The sequence below is a fragment of the Sporosarcina sp. Y1011 genome (genome assembly GCF_057669885.1).
The window spans coordinates 107943-125114 of record NZ_JBYHFP010000007.1 but is presented as its reverse complement, the minus strand read 5'-3'; the positions used below and the strand labels follow the sequence as shown (position 1 = coordinate 125114).

18 protein-coding genes and 1 pseudogene are annotated in these 17172 nt (G+C 36.6%); 17 read left to right on the top strand and 2 right to left on the bottom strand.

All coding sequences use genetic code 11. The features are described 5' to 3' along the window. Positions 1 to 22 precede the first annotated feature (22 nt). The 6 genes from AC25Y5_RS10965 to AC25Y5_RS10940 all read left to right on the top strand — a co-directional run bounded on the left by AC25Y5_RS10965 (position 23) and on the right by AC25Y5_RS10940 (position 5874). A complete protein-coding gene (locus AC25Y5_RS10965) occupies positions 23 to 130 on the top strand; it encodes an aminotransferase class V-fold PLP-dependent enzyme (RefSeq protein ID WP_488140320.1) in 108 nt (35 codons plus the stop codon). 659 nt (positions 131 to 789) lie between these two features. Then, positions 790 to 1659 carry a fumarylacetoacetate hydrolase family protein gene (locus AC25Y5_RS10960; RefSeq protein ID WP_488140319.1) on the top strand — a complete coding sequence of 290 codons (870 nt, stop codon included), beginning with the start codon at positions 790 to 792 and terminating at the stop codon, positions 1657 to 1659. Positions 1660 to 1767: 108 nt separating this feature from the next. Beyond that, on the top strand, positions 1768 to 3315 hold the full coding sequence (locus AC25Y5_RS10955) for a Na+/H+ antiporter NhaC family protein (RefSeq protein WP_488140318.1): 1548 nt from the start codon (positions 1768 to 1770) through the stop codon (positions 3313 to 3315). Positions 3316 to 3343: 28 nt separating this feature from the next. Next, on the top strand, positions 3344 to 4051 hold the full coding sequence (locus tag AC25Y5_RS10950; protein ID WP_488140317.1) for a FadR/GntR family transcriptional regulator: 708 nt from the start codon (positions 3344 to 3346) through the stop codon (positions 4049 to 4051). A gap of 230 nt (positions 4052 to 4281) precedes the next feature. Continuing rightward, entirely contained in the window at positions 4282 to 5046 is a 765-nt protein-coding gene (locus tag AC25Y5_RS10945; RefSeq protein ID WP_488140316.1) for an SDR family NAD(P)-dependent oxidoreductase, read from the top strand. A 375-nt stretch (positions 5047 to 5421) separates the two neighbouring features. Next, positions 5422 to 5874, top strand: coding sequence for a GNAT family N-acetyltransferase (locus tag AC25Y5_RS10940; protein ID WP_488140315.1), 453 nt, complete (start codon positions 5422 to 5424; stop codon positions 5872 to 5874). 194 nt (positions 5875 to 6068) lie between these two features. Here the strand turns inward: AC25Y5_RS10940 and AC25Y5_RS10935 are convergent, their stop codons facing one another. Both AC25Y5_RS10935 and AC25Y5_RS10930 read right to left on the bottom strand, forming a co-directional pair. Further along, on the bottom strand, positions 6069 to 6560 hold the full coding sequence (locus AC25Y5_RS10935; RefSeq protein WP_488140314.1) for a hypothetical protein: 492 nt from the start codon (positions 6558 to 6560) through the stop codon (positions 6069 to 6071). Between the two features lie 450 nt (positions 6561 to 7010). Continuing rightward, on the bottom strand, positions 7011 to 8213 hold the full coding sequence (locus tag AC25Y5_RS10930) for an AI-2E family transporter (protein WP_488140313.1): 1203 nt from the start codon (positions 8211 to 8213) through the stop codon (positions 7011 to 7013). Between the two features lie 305 nt (positions 8214 to 8518). On the opposite strand from AC25Y5_RS10930, the gene AC25Y5_RS10925 reads away from it, so the two are divergent. The 11 genes and pseudogenes from AC25Y5_RS10925 to AC25Y5_RS10875 all read left to right on the top strand — a co-directional run bounded on the left by AC25Y5_RS10925 (position 8519) and on the right by AC25Y5_RS10875 (position 16987). Further along, entirely contained in the window at positions 8519 to 9172 is a 654-nt protein-coding gene (locus AC25Y5_RS10925) for a TVP38/TMEM64 family protein (RefSeq protein ID WP_488140312.1), read from the top strand. 220 nt (positions 9173 to 9392) lie between these two features. Then, entirely contained in the window at positions 9393 to 9887 is a 495-nt protein-coding gene (locus AC25Y5_RS10920; RefSeq protein WP_488140311.1) for a YqeB family protein, read from the top strand. A 14-nt stretch (positions 9888 to 9901) separates the two neighbouring features. Next, positions 9902 to 10009, top strand: a pseudogene (locus AC25Y5_RS10915) (hypothetical protein); the annotation flags it as partial. A gap of 76 nt (positions 10010 to 10085) precedes the next feature. Continuing rightward, complete coding sequence (locus AC25Y5_RS10910) at positions 10086 to 11234, top strand: DUF418 domain-containing protein (protein WP_488140310.1); 1149 nt, start codon at positions 10086 to 10088, stop codon at positions 11232 to 11234. 223 nt (positions 11235 to 11457) lie between these two features. Next, positions 11458 to 12561, top strand: a complete 1104-nt coding sequence (locus AC25Y5_RS10905; protein ID WP_488140309.1) for a hypothetical protein — start codon at positions 11458 to 11460, stop codon at positions 12559 to 12561. A gap of 76 nt (positions 12562 to 12637) precedes the next feature. Further along, the gene (locus AC25Y5_RS10900) at positions 12638 to 12961 is read left to right on the top strand and encodes a YnfA family protein (protein ID WP_488140341.1); all 324 of its coding nucleotides are present in this window, start codon (positions 12638 to 12640) and stop codon (positions 12959 to 12961) included. Positions 12962 to 13158: 197 nt separating this feature from the next. Further along, positions 13159 to 14082, top strand: coding sequence for a DMT family transporter (locus AC25Y5_RS10895; protein ID WP_488140308.1), 924 nt, complete (start codon positions 13159 to 13161; stop codon positions 14080 to 14082). A gap of 116 nt (positions 14083 to 14198) precedes the next feature. Beyond that, positions 14199 to 14648 (top strand): universal stress protein, encoded by a 450-nt coding sequence (locus AC25Y5_RS10890; RefSeq protein ID WP_488140307.1) that lies wholly within the window; start codon positions 14199 to 14201, stop codon positions 14646 to 14648. 158 nt (positions 14649 to 14806) lie between these two features. Further along, positions 14807 to 15277 carry a GNAT family N-acetyltransferase gene (locus AC25Y5_RS10885; protein WP_488140306.1) on the top strand — a complete coding sequence of 157 codons (471 nt, stop codon included), beginning with the start codon at positions 14807 to 14809 and terminating at the stop codon, positions 15275 to 15277. Positions 15278 to 15872: 595 nt separating this feature from the next. Continuing rightward, positions 15873 to 16547, top strand: coding sequence for a DsbA family protein (locus tag AC25Y5_RS10880; RefSeq protein ID WP_488140305.1), 675 nt, complete (start codon positions 15873 to 15875; stop codon positions 16545 to 16547). Beyond that, positions 16547 to 16987 carry a disulfide oxidoreductase gene (locus AC25Y5_RS10875; RefSeq protein WP_488140304.1) on the top strand — a complete coding sequence of 147 codons (441 nt, stop codon included), beginning with the start codon at positions 16547 to 16549 and terminating at the stop codon, positions 16985 to 16987. The genes AC25Y5_RS10880 and AC25Y5_RS10875 overlap by 1 nt, the downstream gene beginning before the upstream one ends. Positions 16988 to 17172 lie beyond the last annotated feature (185 nt).

Below are 17172 nucleotides of genomic sequence, written 5' to 3'. Positions count from 1 at the left end.
AATATGTTTTTAAACGATTATCGTGGTAGATGCGGTGCAGGGAGCCCCTCATGGTCCAATTGATGTTGATGACTGGAAAATTGATGCTCTAAATATTGCTCCATATAAAATGTTCGGAAATCGCGGTTAGGATATGCGTATCTTTCTAATCGCATTGCTTCTCTTCCATATTATAGATTACTTGCAACAGATGAGAATTTGGATGCCATTGTTCGAGTTTCTCCAATTCATTGTCATACGTCTAAAGATGTAGATAAATACCTAGAGGTAACACAGTTGATTGCAGAAAAAATACAATAAATTAGTACCCATTTGATAAATAGTACCTGTAATTAGGACACTTGAAAAGAGTGTTTTATCTACAGGTATTTTTTTATATATTTAAACGTACTTAATAGGGATTAGAGGACAACATGAGTAAAATAATATTTTTCAAAGGTAAACCTACGTATTGATATACAATCACTTGACCACGAATTATTCTGAAATTATCAAGTCCACGTGAAAATATATAAGTCTACTGGTTATGAAACTATTTCATAACCTGTTTTTTTTGCAGTTATTTTCCATTTTAGAATGAAAACCAACACTATCAATGAGCTTTATAAATAATTATTAAGAGACGGTAATATCTGATAGGTTGTCTGAGTACAATAGCAATACAATCGTGGTCAGACCATACGACCATGATTGTAATTCCGAGGTGGGAATTAGTTAGGTATGACAGGTAACACGTTTAACAAGTACTTTAAGAATATAGACAACTTAAAAATTGGAGGATGATTTTCATTGAAATTACTATCTTTTATTTCTTCTGGTGAGGTTAAATTAGGTGTTAAAACAGAGAGTGGAATAGTCGATGTTGCGGCGACAGCAGCAAAAGAAGGGCTATCTTCACCTAAAGACCTTCAAGAGTTAATCAGTCAAGGAGAGGAAGGGTTTCATAAGGTGAATTCAATTTTGGCCTACTCGCCAGTCTTGATACCTGATGAAGAATTGCAATATGCACCACCGTTAAATAAGCCTGAAAAACTAATTTTTGTTGGATTGAACTATGAAAAACATGCAAAAGAAGGGGGTATGCCAATTCCTGAACAACCAATTTACTTTGCAAAATTCGCAAATAGTCTTGCGGGTCACAAAGAAGACACCGTAATATCGGACTTTGTGAAAGAGGTTGATTATGAAGTAGAGTTGGTTGTAGTTATCTCAAAAAAGGCTAGTAATGTGTCTAAAGAAGAGGCATTGGATTATGTATTTGGATATTCGACTGGCAACGATTTTTCTGTGAGGGAACTTCAAACACGGAGTAGTCAATGGCTTTATGGAAAAGCGCACGACGGATTTGCGCCTTTTGGTCCGTACGTTGTTACAGCAGATGAAGTGCAGAATCCACAAAACTTGAATTTAAAGCTGTGGGTAAATGGAGAGGAAAGACAAAATTCCAATACTGCGGATATGATTTTTTCCGTAGCAGATATCATTAGTGATCTCTCCAAAATCATGACGCTTGAACCAGGAGATCTAATTTTTACTGGTACTCCTGAAGGGGTTATTTTAGGGATGAAAGAAAAGTACTGGTTGAAGCCTGGAGACAAAGTGGTCTGTGAAGTGGAAGGTCTTGGTGCGTTAGAGAATATGTTAGTGGGTGAAAAATAAAGGCTTATGAGTCTAAAATCAATATTTAAAATGAAAGCGCTTTCTTGGTAGGGTAGGGTTGAATTATATAGGAAATGATTTGCAATCAAGTACAAAAGGAGAGTTGCAATGGAAGGTACAATATTATCTCTTTTGCCACCAGTAATTACGATTGCATTAACAATCATTACGAAAAGGATTTTATTATCCTTAGGGGTAGGGGTAGTATTAGGGGCTTTAATGGCGAATCAATGGAATATTATAGGTACCGTTTCCTCCATATTTGACATTGTGCTGACAGTATTAGGTGAAGGGAATATCTTTCTCTTCGTTTTATTTGTCGGTGCATTGAATACATTAATCTATATATCTGGCGGTGTGCACTCATTTGCTGAATGGGCTATAACGAAAGTGAAAACACCCTTCCAAGCAAAGATGGCCGCAATCTTTTTAGGGTTTTTATGTTTCTTTGACGATGCTTTCAGCTGTTTATTCCGCGGGAGTTTAGTTCGTCCAATCACAGATAGGCATCGGATTTCCAGGTCTAAACTCGCTTATATGCTGCACTCGACCTCAGCTCCAGTCATTATTATGCTACCATTTTCTGCGTGGGCAGGATTCATAGCTGCACTAATTGGAACAATCTTAGTTGATAATAGCATCACGCAATATGAAGGATTTCAAGTGTATTTATTAACAATCCCAACGAACTATTACGCATTGACAACTATTTTACTCGTTATAGCGGTTGCTTATTTCAAATTAAACATTGGTCAAATGAATCGAGATGAAAAACGTGCAACAGAGGAAGGAATTCTATTCGATACCTCTAGAGGAGCTGTTGCAGGAGAGGAAGAAAGCTCACTACCAGTTAAAGATGGCGGAAAGATGATCGATCTCCTCCTACCTGTGCTGACGCTGGTCATATTGACCATCATTATCTCTGTGTATATCGGGGTTTCTAACATTGAAGGTGAAATTACACCTCTACAGATTCTGATGAACACGGATGTTATTAAGGCTCTAGTCTACAGTTCATTTGTAGCAATAGCGGTAAGCATTATTCGCTTGTTACAACGTAAAGTTGCTATTGGAATCATAACAAAAGCAGTCGGTTCTGGAATGAAGGCAGTTTTGCCGAGTGTTACTATTCTTTTTATGGCATTAATGACAGCTCAGGTAATCTCTCAGCTAGGTATAGGACAGTACTTGGCATCTCTTATTAATGGCAACATGTCACTTGCATGGTTCCCGATGATATTCTTCGCCATATCTGCTTTTATGTCTTTTTCGATGGGAAGTACTTTCGGAACATTTGGTTTGATGTTGCCGATTGGTGCGGAAATTGTTTCGATTATTGATATAACTTACTTGGTTCCTGTTTTCGGAGCTGTTCTTGCTGGCTGTATCTTCGGCGAACATAGCTCTCCGCTATCTGATACAACCATTCTTGCTTCTATTGGTGGAGGTGTCCATCCAATAGATCATCTCATGACACAAATGCCATATGCAATGATCTCTAGTGCAGTATCAATTATTGGATATATTACACTTGGATTCACGAAGAGCATCTATATCGGACTGTTTGCGACACTTATTTCCCTTTCGGTGATGATATTCATCCTCTACAAAGTGAAGGACAAATCGTTTAGCAGGAGTAGCACGGTAAATGGGTAGATACAGTAAACTGAAAAGGGGAAGTTTCATGATAGAACCAGTGAAGCGTCTCAATGTAGGTGATGATATAGTAAACCAAATTAAAGATCTGTTTCTTTCTGGGGAACTAAAAACAGGTGATCGGTTGCCACCTGAAAGAGAGTTGATGGACTTATTTCAGGTTGGCAGAACCTCATTGAGAGAGTCTTTGAAAGTTTTAGAGTCATTGGGACTAATCGTTAGGTCACAGAAAGGTACATTCATTTCCTCCAATTTCAATGAGTCCTTTACAGAATCTCTCGTTTACCAATTCTATTTTTCAGAAGCAGAATGGGAAGATATTTTCGAGGCGCGTTGGATCCTTGAAAAGGAGCTGGCTTTTTTAGCTGCTAATCGAGCAACAGAAGAGGATTTAATGATTATTCAACAGACCATTGACGTAATGGAAGCTGCGTGTGTGGAAAATAATCAAGAGAATTACGTGGAATCTAATATGATGTTTCACGAAAGAATTGCAGCCGCATCAAATAATGTTGTCATGATTGATATGTACAATTCGATTAGCAATTTAGTATTAAAAATTCAAAATACGTTAGGGACACATAAAGAAACTTCACTCGCACAGAGCGTCAGGGAAGATTCATTGGAATACCATCGGAAAATAATGACAGCTCTTAATGAGAGGGATGCTAAAACTGCAAGCTCGCTAATGGAAAAACATATACAAATTGTACAAGGGTATTTCAAGAAAGCGTGAGTAAGTGATAGACGCTATATGACTCTACAATCTTTAGGGAGTTTTTTCTTGTAGGAAAATCTGCTGTCCGATACGATTATTTTAGGTACCAAGGCGCGGCACTATCTGTCTGAGACAGGGGAACCTCTTTGAACTCTTAATTTCTAAAGCCTAACATTTGAAAATAGATAGCGCTTACAATAAAGTGATAGATAGTTGTGAATAGAAAGATATAATAGGAGGGGATAAGTATGGAAGAAAAAGTAGTTTTGATAACTGGCGGTGCAGGTGGTATTGGGAAAGAAACCGCTCAGTTATTTTTGGACAATGGAGCTAAAGTAGTTTTAGTAGATATTAACGGAGAGGCCTTAAAAAGCACAAAATCTTCATTGAAAGGCGATAGCAATAATATACAAGTTATACAAGCCGATGTAACAGATGAAGAAGACGTGAAAAACTATGTAAAACAAACGGTGGAGGCGTATGGGAAAATTGACGTATTCTTCAATAATGCAGGGATCAACGGACCCTTTACGCCAATCAAAGACTTAGAAAAAGATAAATTTGAGATGATTTTAAATATAAATGTAACTGGGGTATTTCTAGGGCTAAAGCATGTCATCCGGCAAATGGAAACGCAAGGTTATGGTAGCATCATCAACGCTGCATCTAACGCGGCTTACATAGGCTCGGCTGGTATGGCCGGATATATAGCCTCGAAGCACGCAGTGGCGGGGTTAACGAAAACGGCAGCACTAGAAGCGGCTGCAAGTGGAATCCGTGTGAATGCCGTTGCGCCAGCAGCAATAGATACCCAAATGTTGGCCGACATTCAGAAAAACATTACACCTGGTGAACCGGAAACTTCAGGTGAAGCTATCAAACAAGGAATTCCAGTCGGGCGATTTGGCGCTCCGAAAGAAGTCGCACAAGTTGTCTTGTTCCTAGCATCCGATAACGCATCATTTGTGACAGGGTCACTGTATAATGTGGATGGTGGTATGCAGGCAAATTGATTAATTAAAGTACATAAAGTACTTATGCCACATACTAACGGGACAATAGGCAACTAATGCATAAAGGAAAAGGAGAAAGTCGACTAGATAACAAATTGTCGGCTTCTTTTTAATTTGTTTGTCTAATAGGCTATAAATCTTATTTTTCAAGTCATTCATTTCTATTTCCAAAATTTTATATACCTGTGCGCGGATCTAGTAAATATAAAATAACTTTATAATAATAAAAAATAAATCAATACCTAAGCGGTTTTTCTGCATTCTATTATAATTGCTGGAATATGTGAATCGTCCATCTTTGTGTCGGACAGGTACCTCTTTCATGTTAAACTAAATTACTCTTAATTAAATAAGAAAAGTAAACGGAGGATAACTTTGATTAAAAAAATTGATATTACTTATCCTGAACTTGCTAAAGAAGTATTAAAGATTCAAATACCTTCATACAAGGTAGAAGCTAAAATAATTGACTTTTATGAAATACCGCCATTAAAAGACACAGTGAATACGTTGCAGCAATGTGGAGAGACTTTCTATGGCTGTTACTTAAATGAAGAGTTATGCGGAGTTATTTCTATAAAAGCAAAAAAAGGTGTAATAGATATACATCGGTTAATGGTGCACCCTAAACATTTTAGAAAAGGAATTGCGAAGATATTATTGGATTTCGTTGAAAGCAATATGGTAGGTTTTGAAACAATAATAGTGTCAACTGGATCCAAAAACGCACCAGCAGTAACCTTCTATTTGAAAAATGGATTTTCAAAGACAGAAGAAACAAGAGTTACAGAACGCCTATCTCTAACTTCTTTTAAAAAGGAAATTTAAATTTTAGGTACCTGTGAAACTTCTCTGGTAATTCACTAAAACTGTATAAAAACAGAATGATAATCAGACAAAATGGCGTATGTCTGATCATTTTTCGTATATATTCAGGTATGTGAATTGTTTACCGTTGTGTCACACAGGTACCACTATTTGAAAAACAGGTGGGCGTTATTTGGCGCATACTTTTAAAATAACTAGCACACGACAATAATTTTGTAGGGTGTGGTTTGGGCTGGTATACTTCTGGTGGTTGCACCATAGACGACAATTAGATTTCGGTTTGCAACACTTCCGATAAAGGTTTGCCCATTTTCTAATAAAATTAGCGTATTTGGAGCAATATTTAATTTTAAACTGCCATCACTACTCACGAATTGGCTGTTAAAATAGTCTACTTTCACATCTTGAAATGGATTATCCTTTGCCATAACAAGTGCTCGATATTGTGGAGGATAGATAAGGGGCACTGGTGCGTTTGCATCATAAAATCCAGTTATTCGGTCACCTACTACAATCATGACATGATCTACAAAATATGTTGTAGGTGACACTACGAAATTCACTTCATTTCCGTATCCATTATCTACAGAAAATATTTTATAACAACCAGCACTTTCAGCATTTTGCCCAATCGGAAAATCACTAATCTTTGTTACGATCCCATTAAAAGATTGAAAGTTGATCATTCTTTTACCCCCATTGCATATTAAACTCGAATCTATATAGACTATGCATTCTAAGAAAAAAAGTGCAAGTATAAAAAACCTACAATAATAAACATTCAACTAATAATTGATTATCCGCATAGGGCGATTAGAAAAAAGGGTAAGTAGTTACTTTAATAACTTTTGGTACCTGGTGTACGAAATAAACAAATTATCTTGATTAACGATAGCTTCGGATAGATACTGTTTTCGAATTAGAGGAAATTAATACATAATATGTATTTTTACCATTTACATACTAAATACCTTGATCAGTTCTCTGTATTATTTTTGCATTTCAAAAAAACGCGAAAATCCCCAATCTCAAATTTTCCATTAAATCCTTTGAGATTAGGGATGTAATTCATTTATGGAAATGAATTTTCGCATGAATAAATTATATGTTATCTGTATAGCATCCTGCACAGACACTCATTTTTTTCTTTTCCCAATAGGTGTGCTTGGTTTAGGGGCGGGATTATAGTCCTGCTCATATAAACCTGAATATGTCTGGTACGGTTTAAACAGATGCTCAAAAATCACTTTCATTACGGCATACGCTGGAATTCCAAGAATCACTCCAGGAATACCAAATAATTTTCCAGCCGTCAGCAAGACTACAATAATGGTTACTGGATGTATTTTTAAATTACTGCCTAAAATTAATGGTTGTATTAGCCGTCCTTCAAGTGTTTGTTCAATGGCAAAAACAATAATCACTTTAACAAGCATCGCAGGTGAAGTCACTAATGCGATGATTAAGATTGGAATAATTGCCAGAAAAGAACCTAAATAGGGCACTAAATTTAATACCCCAGCCAATATCGCCAGTAATACTGCATATTCAAGACCAATAATTGCAAACCCAATCCAGAACATGAGTGCAACAAAAAATGCTACCAATAACTGGCCACGGATATACTGACTAATTTGCGAATTGATTTCTTTTAATAAGTTATACGTACTTAATCGCATTCTCGTAGGAATGAGTTTCATTGTATAGTAAGGTAAATTTCGACCATCTTTTAATAGAAAGAACAAAATTATTGGCATTGTAATAAGTGCGATTACAATATTGGTCATTGTTCCTAGCACACTACCAATTCCGGAAAAGGTTGAATTCACGACACTGTTTGCTTGCTCAGAAATAGATTTTATAATGCTTTGATTTACATCGGTTAATTGAACCTGTAATTGGGAAAATATATTACTTCTCAATAAATTATCGAATTGAGCAATGACCTTGTCCCAATAATTCGGCCAGTTTTCAATTAGACTCATTGTCTGTTCACGTATAATTGGAATTAGTATGATAATTCCCCACACAACCAAACCGATAATAATCATAAAGACAATCGCGATTCCAGCAACACGTGGGATTTTCTTTTTCTCCATCCAATCAATCAAAGGATTTACCAAATAAAATAAAATACCCGCCATCAAAATGGGTAATCCAATCACACTGAAAAATCCTTTGATTGGATTAAATACATACGTGATTTTAGAAAATACAAGGACGTTTAGCAAAATCAATAATGAGACCAGTAATATTGTTACAACTTTATTATTTAAAAACCATTTCCAAAACCAAGTAGCCGCACTTTTAACACTAACTTTGTCTTTTTCTTGCTCCATGTTCCATGCCTCCTACTACACAATGACTGTTTACCACATTGTACCATGACCGTCGCGCACTACGATGGAAATACAAAATTTCTGCACCTAACTAAGCCTTCACCTTATTGATCTGAACTGGTAAATTTATTTGGCGGTGCGTGGCGAATTCCTTGGCGTGGACTGGTAAAATAGATGTCACAAGTGGTAAGGTCAAGTGACCGTAATCAACGATTTCTTTTATTGTTGGAGTAACATTTTACATGGTGGATTAACACTAGGATGAATATCAAGTTAACCATTGTTTTCAAGGAAGGGTGAGCTTATTGAACAAAGGGAAAAAAGCGGCAGTTATTTTTCTCGTATTTATAGTCTTGTTCTTCGTTAATGTAAATACCGATTTATTTCAAAGCATTATCTCCGGAAACATTCAGTCCATCACTTCTATATTAGATGATAATATAGCTTTCACTCTGTTCATCACCTTAATGATTATGTTGGTTCATAATGCGTTTCCTGTAATTCCACTTTTCCTCGTCATTTTGATAAATAATACTCTTTTTGGTTTTCAATTAGGTATCGTGTGGAGCATATTAACTAGTATTCTCTGTGCAATCATCGTATTTCTAAGTATTCGATACGTCCTCCAAGATTTGGTGTTGAAAAAAGTTAATTCGGCCATTATTAGTAAGGTAGAACGGAGTGGACTATGGTATGTATTTGGGGCACGGATATTTCCTTTTGCTCCTACAAGTATCATTAACGCCGTTTCAGGTGTAAGTAATATTCGACTCTCGTATTTTACAATCGCAACAGCATTAGGAAATATTATTATATTCTTTGTATATACTCTTATTCAGGCCGGATTGTTGTCACAAGGTTTTAATGAATATGCAACTGGAATCATCATTCTTTCAGGATTTATTATATATTACTTTTTTAAAAAGTTTTTCTTTGCGAAAAAAGGAAATAAACAATAATTTAAATAAACCATTTTAGTTTTCCCGAACCAGAATCTCCTAATATAGAAACAAATTTGCCACTTTCAAAGCTTATACTCATGTCGGGCATAATAGATAATGACTTTTCCAGCAAGTTTATATGATGAATTGATAACAGCGTGTGGAAAATAATTAAATAAGGCAACCATTTGGTTTGTTAGTATTCTCTGCAACAGTTAAGGAAAGGAGGGAATCGAATTTGACAGATAACGAAACTGTTCTTGGATTCAGTAAGTTCGAAAAAGCACTTATTGTATTCGTCCATATGGCAATGGCTGGATTGGTTGGTTGGTTTGTCCCTGTTATTGCAGATTGGGTACTAACGCTTCCAATGGTTCCAATCGAGAAGTTAATCTCGTTAATAGCATCACTTAACAGCCTCTGGGTTTCGATTGTGGCTACTGTTATTGGAATGTTTGTTGGCGTATTGTTGGCAGCTATTATTTTTGGCGAGCGTGTTGAAATTACGATTTCCTATCAAAACGTACAATTAAAATTAGGAGATAAGGTAAAAGCCATTGAGAAAAAAGACATTTCAGCAATTTATATGGAAAATAAGCAGTTAGTTATTCTTGGAGAAAATAGCAGTGAATTATATAGAGAAGTAGTTAAAGCGAATTTGGATTCTGTTCGTGAAGCATTTTATCAGTATCAATATCCTTGGGTAGATAAAGATCCGGATGAGAGCCTTTAGGAAGTCCCGATTTTCCAGGGGAAATTGACGAATCGCTTTATGTAAGGGAAAATGCACTAAGAGATGATATAAAGAAAGATGCTAAATATCTGCGAGAAGATAAAAATAGAAATCATTATTAAAGACGAAAGACAGTACATGAAGTTTACGAATGGTCCTCATCACGGGGACTAATGGAAATTGAAGGAGAAGAACAGTATGGACGGAAACCAGATAAAAAAGAGAGCCATCTCACTCGATCTCGCAAGGGGCTACATGCTTCTACTAATTGTATTGGCCCATGTACCCTTGTATCTCTATGCCTCTGAACCAGGAATTATGAGCCGTCCAGAAAGTGTTCATTTTCTAGATGGCCTAATTAATTCTTTTGGCGAACTTTTCATAGATAATCGGGCACGACCATTGTTTGCGGTTTTATTTGGCTACGGTTTAGTAATGACTTACGAGAGTCAGATGAGAAAAGGAAGAACTATTAAAGAAGCCATGAAAACAATCAAACGACGATCTTTGTATTTAATCTTGTTTGGAATTGTATTAGCTGTAGTGATTGGTGGTCAAGATATCTTAATGGCTTATGGTATTGCTGGTCTTTTGGTTAGCTGGCTGTTAGCGCGTTCTGACAAAGCCCTGATTGCAGTCACTTCAACTCTTCTATGCATTTCTATACTATATCTTCCACTAATATGGGGGTTCGTTGTACAGGGGAACGGCAGCTATGGATTTGGTACCGAGTTTTCTCCTGATAATCATTATCTACAATTATTAATGGATGCACTTTTTTCCTTTCCGATAATCCCTATATTCATTCATTTTCTTTTCCCAATTCTGCCTTCAGTATTGGCTGGGATATGGATGGGAAGAAAACAGCTGTTGACGGCGTCGGAGCGGCATATGAGCAGTTTGAAAATGATAGCTGTCGCTGGAATTTTAGTTTCTATTCTTGGGGCTTTGCCATTAGTATTGATCGATGAAGTATGGCAACCAACTCTCTTTGTAGCTGGAATTAGTAATGGAATTCAAATCATTACAGGGATTGCAGGAGGGATAGGATATGCAGCATTATTTGGTCTTATCGGTGTTCAAATTAAAACGCCTGGCTTGATAACCTATTCATTGACTGCATTAGGAAAACGATCGCTCACATTTTTTGTTTTCAATGAAGCAGTGCTAGTCATCCTATTATCTCCCGCAGTATTGAACTTTGGAGGTATATTAAATAACACGGATGTTACACTAATTGCTATTATTATTTGGATATTAGCCCTAGTCATTGCCACCATTTTAGAAAGGTTCCATATGAATGGACCACTCGAAACTCTCATGCAACATCTAGTTTATAAAAAGTAGTGATATTAAAAAGTTTCTCCAATCACAATTTAAATTAGTGAGCCGCTCTAGTTAGAAAGCGACTTTTTTTTATTCTATAGAAATTATGAGAGGTAATCGTAACTTTCCCGCACTAGTCCATCCTTTTGTTTTCACTTTACAATGCTATGGTGGGGATGATGGTACAATATAAATATACTCAATTTTACAGAAACTTAATTTCTTAGATAAGGGGTAATCACATATGAAAAAGGTAATCCTGTGGATTATAGGTATTGTAATAGCGATACTTTTTCTTATACTGGGTCTAGTGTTAGCAATTGGCTTTTGGGTTACCAAGGAAGCCAAAGATTACTCTGGTTATTCGAATGATGATTTGATTAAATATGTGGAGGAAAAGTATGATGTACCAATCGAAGTATTAAGCAATAAAGGGCGTATACCGTCAAGTTTTGGGGGTCTAGAGTTTTCCGAAGCCCATGTTCGTACAATAGAAAAAGAACCAATCGATTTTGTTATACACATTAATGTAGCCGGTCATATTTCTAAAGATAATTATCAAAAACAAAAGAATAGATTTGACTTGAATGAAACTCGGGAAAATTCAACAACTTTGAATGAATTAAAAGCATATGGGTTTCGAAATATATCATTTGGGGATTCTGAAGAAGATCCTGCATTTTATATGGATTTACCTGAGAATTTATCATTTCGGGATCCAGATGCATTTCAATTAATTTACAAGGCTTTACCCGTGTTAGAAGAGCTTCAAAAAGAGGTTATAAAAGTTTCTTATGATATGCGAACCATTTCAGTTGGGGGGGTACTCTTGAACTTAAATGAGACTTATAAAAATCCTGACAATGTAAGGAATAAACTAGTTAAAAACAATATTGATACTTTTGCTTCCTATATATTTGAAAAAGATTTTGCATTGATTGAACCACTTCTGACTCTAATTGAAGAACAAGGCTTTCAGACGGATAGGGATATGAATTATGCTCTAAAATGTTATGAAATGACAAGGTATGATAGATGCGATGCTTATTCATATATTTTATTTCCATTTGAACAATCTAATAATGGGAATGAAAAAAAGTTTCGATATGATAGTTTAGAGGACAGAGAAAGATTATTGATAATTATCCAAGAGATTCAGAAGGTCCAATTACCAATAAAAAAAATAATCGTAGATCGCCTTTACGTTCCTGAATTATCTAAAAATCAGCATATGACTGAAGACGAGCTAATGATACAAGATGGAATGACTCATTTTGTTAGCAGAAAAGTTGAAATTCAAACGACTAAAAAGTTTCAAACAGTAGATGACTTGAACTTTGTCTACTAAAAATTAAATCAAAGAGACTTAGATGAACGAGAAAAAAGCGTCAGGTTTTTTTAGATTACGAAAAGGTGATGGTATTTTGATTACAGTAATACTGCTTTTTTTGTTTGCGGGTCTAGCTGAAATTGGTGGAGGCTATCTCATTTGGCAGTGGTTAAGGGAGGGAAAGTCGGCATATTTGGGACTTGTCGGTGGAATTGTCTTGGCTATGTACGGTGTGATTGCTACTTTCCAACACTTCCCGACATTTGGCAGAGTGTATGCGGCTTATGGCGGTGTATTCATTGTGCTATCTGTACTTTGGGGATGGGGAATCGATAAAAAGATGCCGGATACATATGATTGGATTGGGGCTGTGATTTGCATAATTGGTGTTTCTGTTATGTTATGGCCTCGCGGTTAGTGCCAACAGTTGTGTAGTTCATTTCCGACAGCAAAGATAAGGTTCAAGCTATTCGAAATCGATAATCATTGAATACGTCGAATGTTCTTCTTTGGTGTATAGTGGAATAAGCTAGAATCTATTGCTAGGAGCATAGTTCAAGCATAATCCGAAATATAGAGTTGTTACTGTTCAACTATTGAAGGGAAGATACACAATTGGGTAAGCTCTTTACAAAATCGACAGGTGCACTTCTATTTTTAGTCTTCGTTTGGGGTGCTAGTTGGCCAATCTATAAATTAGCAATACCTTATACACCTCCATTATTGTTTGCGGGTATGCGTGCAGTGTTAGGAGGCTTTATATTAGCAGCCTTCATCTATAAAATGCGAAGCAAGATCAACTGGCGTGAAAATTGGTCGAAATATTGTATTTCGGCATTCTTCAATACAATTCTCTTTTATGGGTTTCAGACAGTCGGGCTCGTCTATATGCCGGGAGGCCTATTATCAGTCCTTGTCTTTTTTCAGCCAGTTCTACTTGGATTATTTGCTTGGATTTGGCTGGGAGAACATATGTCACCGGTTAAAATAGTCGGTTTAGTCATTGGGTTTCTTGGGATTGTAGTCGTCAGTGTCAATGGATTAACCGTACAACTTTCAATTATAGGTGTTGCTTTAGGATTGCTTACGGCAATTAGCTGGGCACTGGGTGTGGTTTATGTGAAGAAAGTGAGCAACGAAGTAGACGCTTTCTGGATGGTGGCTTTGCAGTGTATTATTGGAGGGTTTATTCTAATAGGTACCGGATCAATCGTTGAAAGCTGGTCTGCTATTGAATGGAATGGTACGTACCTTTTTGGCCTCGGATACGGTGCGACTTTCGGCATACCCCTGTCATATGTCATTTATTATAAGCTGATTAATGAGGGAGAGGCGAGCAAAGTTGGTACTTTCACATTTCTGGTACCCATTATTGCAGTCTTCATCGGAACGGTGTTTCTTGATGAACCGGTAACGTACCCACTAATCGCAGGCCTGTTGCTAGTAGGTTTAAGTATTTACTTCGTGAACTATCGCGGGAAAAAGGCGGGTGCTCCATTATTCAATGAATCGAAGGTAAAACTTAATATGGAAGAGTAAAAGCATGATTTTAGGTATCTTTTATGATTTTGTCGAAAGATAAGGACTTTTTTGTTATTTGGGAGGAAAAGAAGTAGTATAGTAGTATATGTAAACTAGGAATGGAGTGAAAATCTATGACATTGATATACAAGCAAATAATTGTCGCAGTAGATGGATCAAAAGAGTCGGAATTGGCTTTCAAAAAAGCGGTGGCAATTGCCGACCGAAACGATGCCACATTGAATTTGGTCAACATCATCGATACACAATCGTTTGGTTCTGTTGAGGCTTATGACCGTTCTATGGCTGAGAGTGCACACAAAGTCGCTGAGGAATTGCTAAACAAATACAAAGCGGAAGCTGTACAAGCAGGCGTGCAAAACGTTAATGTGATTGTCGAATATGGCTCAGCAAAAAAACTGATTTCAAAAGACCTTCCAGAAAAATTGGGTGCAGATTTAATTATCTGTGGTGCGACGGGTCTAAATGCAGTCGAACGCTTCATGATCGGTAGTGTTTCTGAAAACATTGTACGTTCCGCAAAATGTGATGTACTCGTCATCCGTACCCCTGAACACTTGTAACGGGAAAGACATAAGGAGTCCGGCGTAAAAGCATTTTTTAAAAAAGGGCTGTCATAGAAAGTTAGTATAAACTGACTTTCTGCGACAGTCCTTTTATTTCATTATTTGTGTAAAAATTATCTTAATTGTATATCTATAAAAAGGAAGAGAGGGTTACTATGGAAATTAGACTTGCAGAAGCATCTGATGCAGCAATAATTCACGACTTGATGATTAAAGCGTTTATGGAATATAAAGACGAAATACCTCCATCAAGTGCTTTAGAGGAAACGGTACAAACTATATCAACAGCGTTAGAAAATGGTGAACAGGCTTTCATTAGTTACATTGATGGTGAGCCGGCAGGGATGGTACGTTTTCGATTAGTAGATAAAGGTGTTTATTTTCATAGGTTGTCTGTTATTCCAGAAAAACAGGGGCAAGGAATTGCGAAAGAAATATTAAAGTCTTTAGAAGATTATGCAAAACAAAATGAAAAACTTACGATGCTATGTAAAGTTCGAATGACCGTGCCTAAAAATATTAAATTATATAGTTCGATTGGATACCGTATCTATGATGAGGAAGTTGTACATAAACCAAATGGTATAAATATTAAAGTTGTTTCTATGGAGAAGCAACTTATTTAAATTTTGATCTTCATCTAACGAGTGTCCGACAAGTTCTGGTATAAACGCTTTTTAGCGTGAAAAAAAGGGGATTTATAAAAATGATTTCAACTTTGCAACGGAGAATAGGAATGCATTTTGACCGTACTGTAGTTCATGTTCACTCCATTGAAGTTACTCTAGTTGCTTAAGTTTTTTCAATTGTGACCGCACGGGATGAACAACCCATACCATAAACTCGTAAACACTAATGTGTTTTGTTATTATCAGCATCAGCTAATATGTGTGTCAATTTAATGTTTATATCTAATGTAGCTGTGAACAATTCGTGTTTTTTTCTAAATAGAATGTCTTTTTGTGTCGCTATTCTGTACAATAAGTTTTGAATCAACGCTATTATTGCCGTTATCGAGAGGGATCGAAGAAATGAAGAGGATAATTTAAGCAATATTAATGTTCGTATTTTCAACCACTGTCTCTGCACATACCGGTTTAACGAGTTCTTCACCGGCTGAAGGGGAAGACATCACCGGAGATGTATATGAAATTGTATTGGAATTTAATACGAAAATCGAATCGACAAGTACGTAGATAAATAATAGAGAAGAGGTATTTGATGAAACAGAATAAGAATTCGAATATGAAATTTGTAGTTGTATTAACGCTTGTGGTAGTAGTGATATTGGCCGCAGTCGCTGTTTTTAGCAATAAACAAGAATCATTGCCAACAGAAATAAAGCAATTCGATGTCACTGGGCAGCCCACACTTGGGGAGAAAGATGCCCCTGTAACGGTTGTTGAATTCGGCGATTTTAAATGCCCTTCATGTAAAGCATGGGGTGAAATGATTTATCCGAAATTAGTAGATGATTATATCGAAACAGGTAAAGTTAAATTTTCATTCGTGAACGTTCTATTCCACGGTAAAGAATCGACTTTAGGGTCGATAGCCGCTGAATCTGTTTATGAGCGGAACCCCGATGCGTATTGGGCATTCCATCAAGCGCTGTTTGATGCACAACCTGTTGAAAATCATAATGCAGAATGGATAACACCTGAAAGAATTCTTGAAATTGCAAGTGGTTTCCCTGAGATTGATCAAGCATTGTTGAAAACAGATATTGAACAGGAAGCGACTATGGAAAGCGTTAAAATCGATGAAGATTTAGTAAGTGAAGCCGGTGTCTCCATGACTCCGTCCATTGTGATAAATGGGAAAATGATAGAGGATCCCTTTGATTACGAAGCCATTAAGACGGCAATAGAAACAGAGATAAAGGATAAAGACTGATGGGGAATAAAAGAACGAAATCCACACCACAAGGATTTTTATTATATGGTGCTTGGGTTGTCTCACTTGTTGCAACGTTTGGAAGCTTGTACTTCAGTGAGATTAAAGGGTTTATTCCGTGTGAGCTATGTTGGTATCAGCGGATTCTCATGTACCCACTAACTTTGATCTTAGGGATTGGAACTTTCCAGAATGATAGTTCCGTTAAAAAGTTCGTGCTTCCATTAGCGCTTGTTGGAGGTAGCATATCACTTCTGCATTATTTAGAGCAGAAGATACCAGGCTTTGGAGGCATCAAGCCGTGTGTGAGTGGTGTGCCTTGTAGTGCCCAATATATTAATTGGTTTGGGTTTATTACGATACCATTTTTAGCATTAGTGGCTTTTGTGATTATCGCTTGCTGCATGTTTTTCATAAAATCAAAGAAACCAATTGAGTAAATAACTGTATAAGTGAAGTCAAAGAAGCGACGTTGTCGTTCCTTTGGCTTCTTTGCGTTAGAAAATACATGAAGGAGGGAGGCTGTTATTTATAAGTTAGATAAACAGAGATATTTCGATAGCCGAATCTTATATAAATCCCCAGTAACTAAACCCTATTTTATTTTAAACTAATCGAATAATAA

Bases quoted from the DNA above. Each gene is read 5' to 3' on its own strand.
- AC25Y5_RS10945 (WP_488140316.1), top strand. From the start codon at position 4,282: ATGGAAGAAAAAGTAGTTTTGATAACTGGCGGTGCAGGTGGTATTGGG.
- AC25Y5_RS10935 (WP_488140314.1), bottom strand. From the start codon at position 6,560: ATGATCAACTTTCAATCTTTTAATGGGATCGTAACAAAGATTAGTGAT.
- AC25Y5_RS10950 (WP_488140317.1), top strand. From the start codon at position 3,344: ATGATAGAACCAGTGAAGCGTCTCAATGTAGGTGATGATATAGTAAAC.
- AC25Y5_RS10930 (WP_488140313.1), bottom strand. From the start codon at position 8,213: ATGGAGCAAGAAAAAGACAAAGTTAGTGTTAAAAGTGCGGCTACTTGG.
- AC25Y5_RS10955 (WP_488140318.1), top strand. From the start codon at position 1,768: ATGGAAGGTACAATATTATCTCTTTTGCCACCAGTAATTACGATTGCA.
- AC25Y5_RS10885 (WP_488140306.1), top strand. From the start codon at position 14,807: ATGGAAATTAGACTTGCAGAAGCATCTGATGCAGCAATAATTCACGAC.
- AC25Y5_RS10910 (WP_488140310.1), top strand. From the start codon at position 10,086: ATGGACGGAAACCAGATAAAAAAGAGAGCCATCTCACTCGATCTCGCA.
- AC25Y5_RS10880 (WP_488140305.1), top strand. From the start codon at position 15,873: ATGAAACAGAATAAGAATTCGAATATGAAATTTGTAGTTGTATTAACG.
- AC25Y5_RS10905 (WP_488140309.1), top strand. From the start codon at position 11,458: ATGAAAAAGGTAATCCTGTGGATTATAGGTATTGTAATAGCGATACTT.
- AC25Y5_RS10890 (WP_488140307.1), top strand. From the start codon at position 14,199: ATGACATTGATATACAAGCAAATAATTGTCGCAGTAGATGGATCAAAA.
- AC25Y5_RS10875 (WP_488140304.1), top strand. From the start codon at position 16,547: ATGGGGAATAAAAGAACGAAATCCACACCACAAGGATTTTTATTATAT.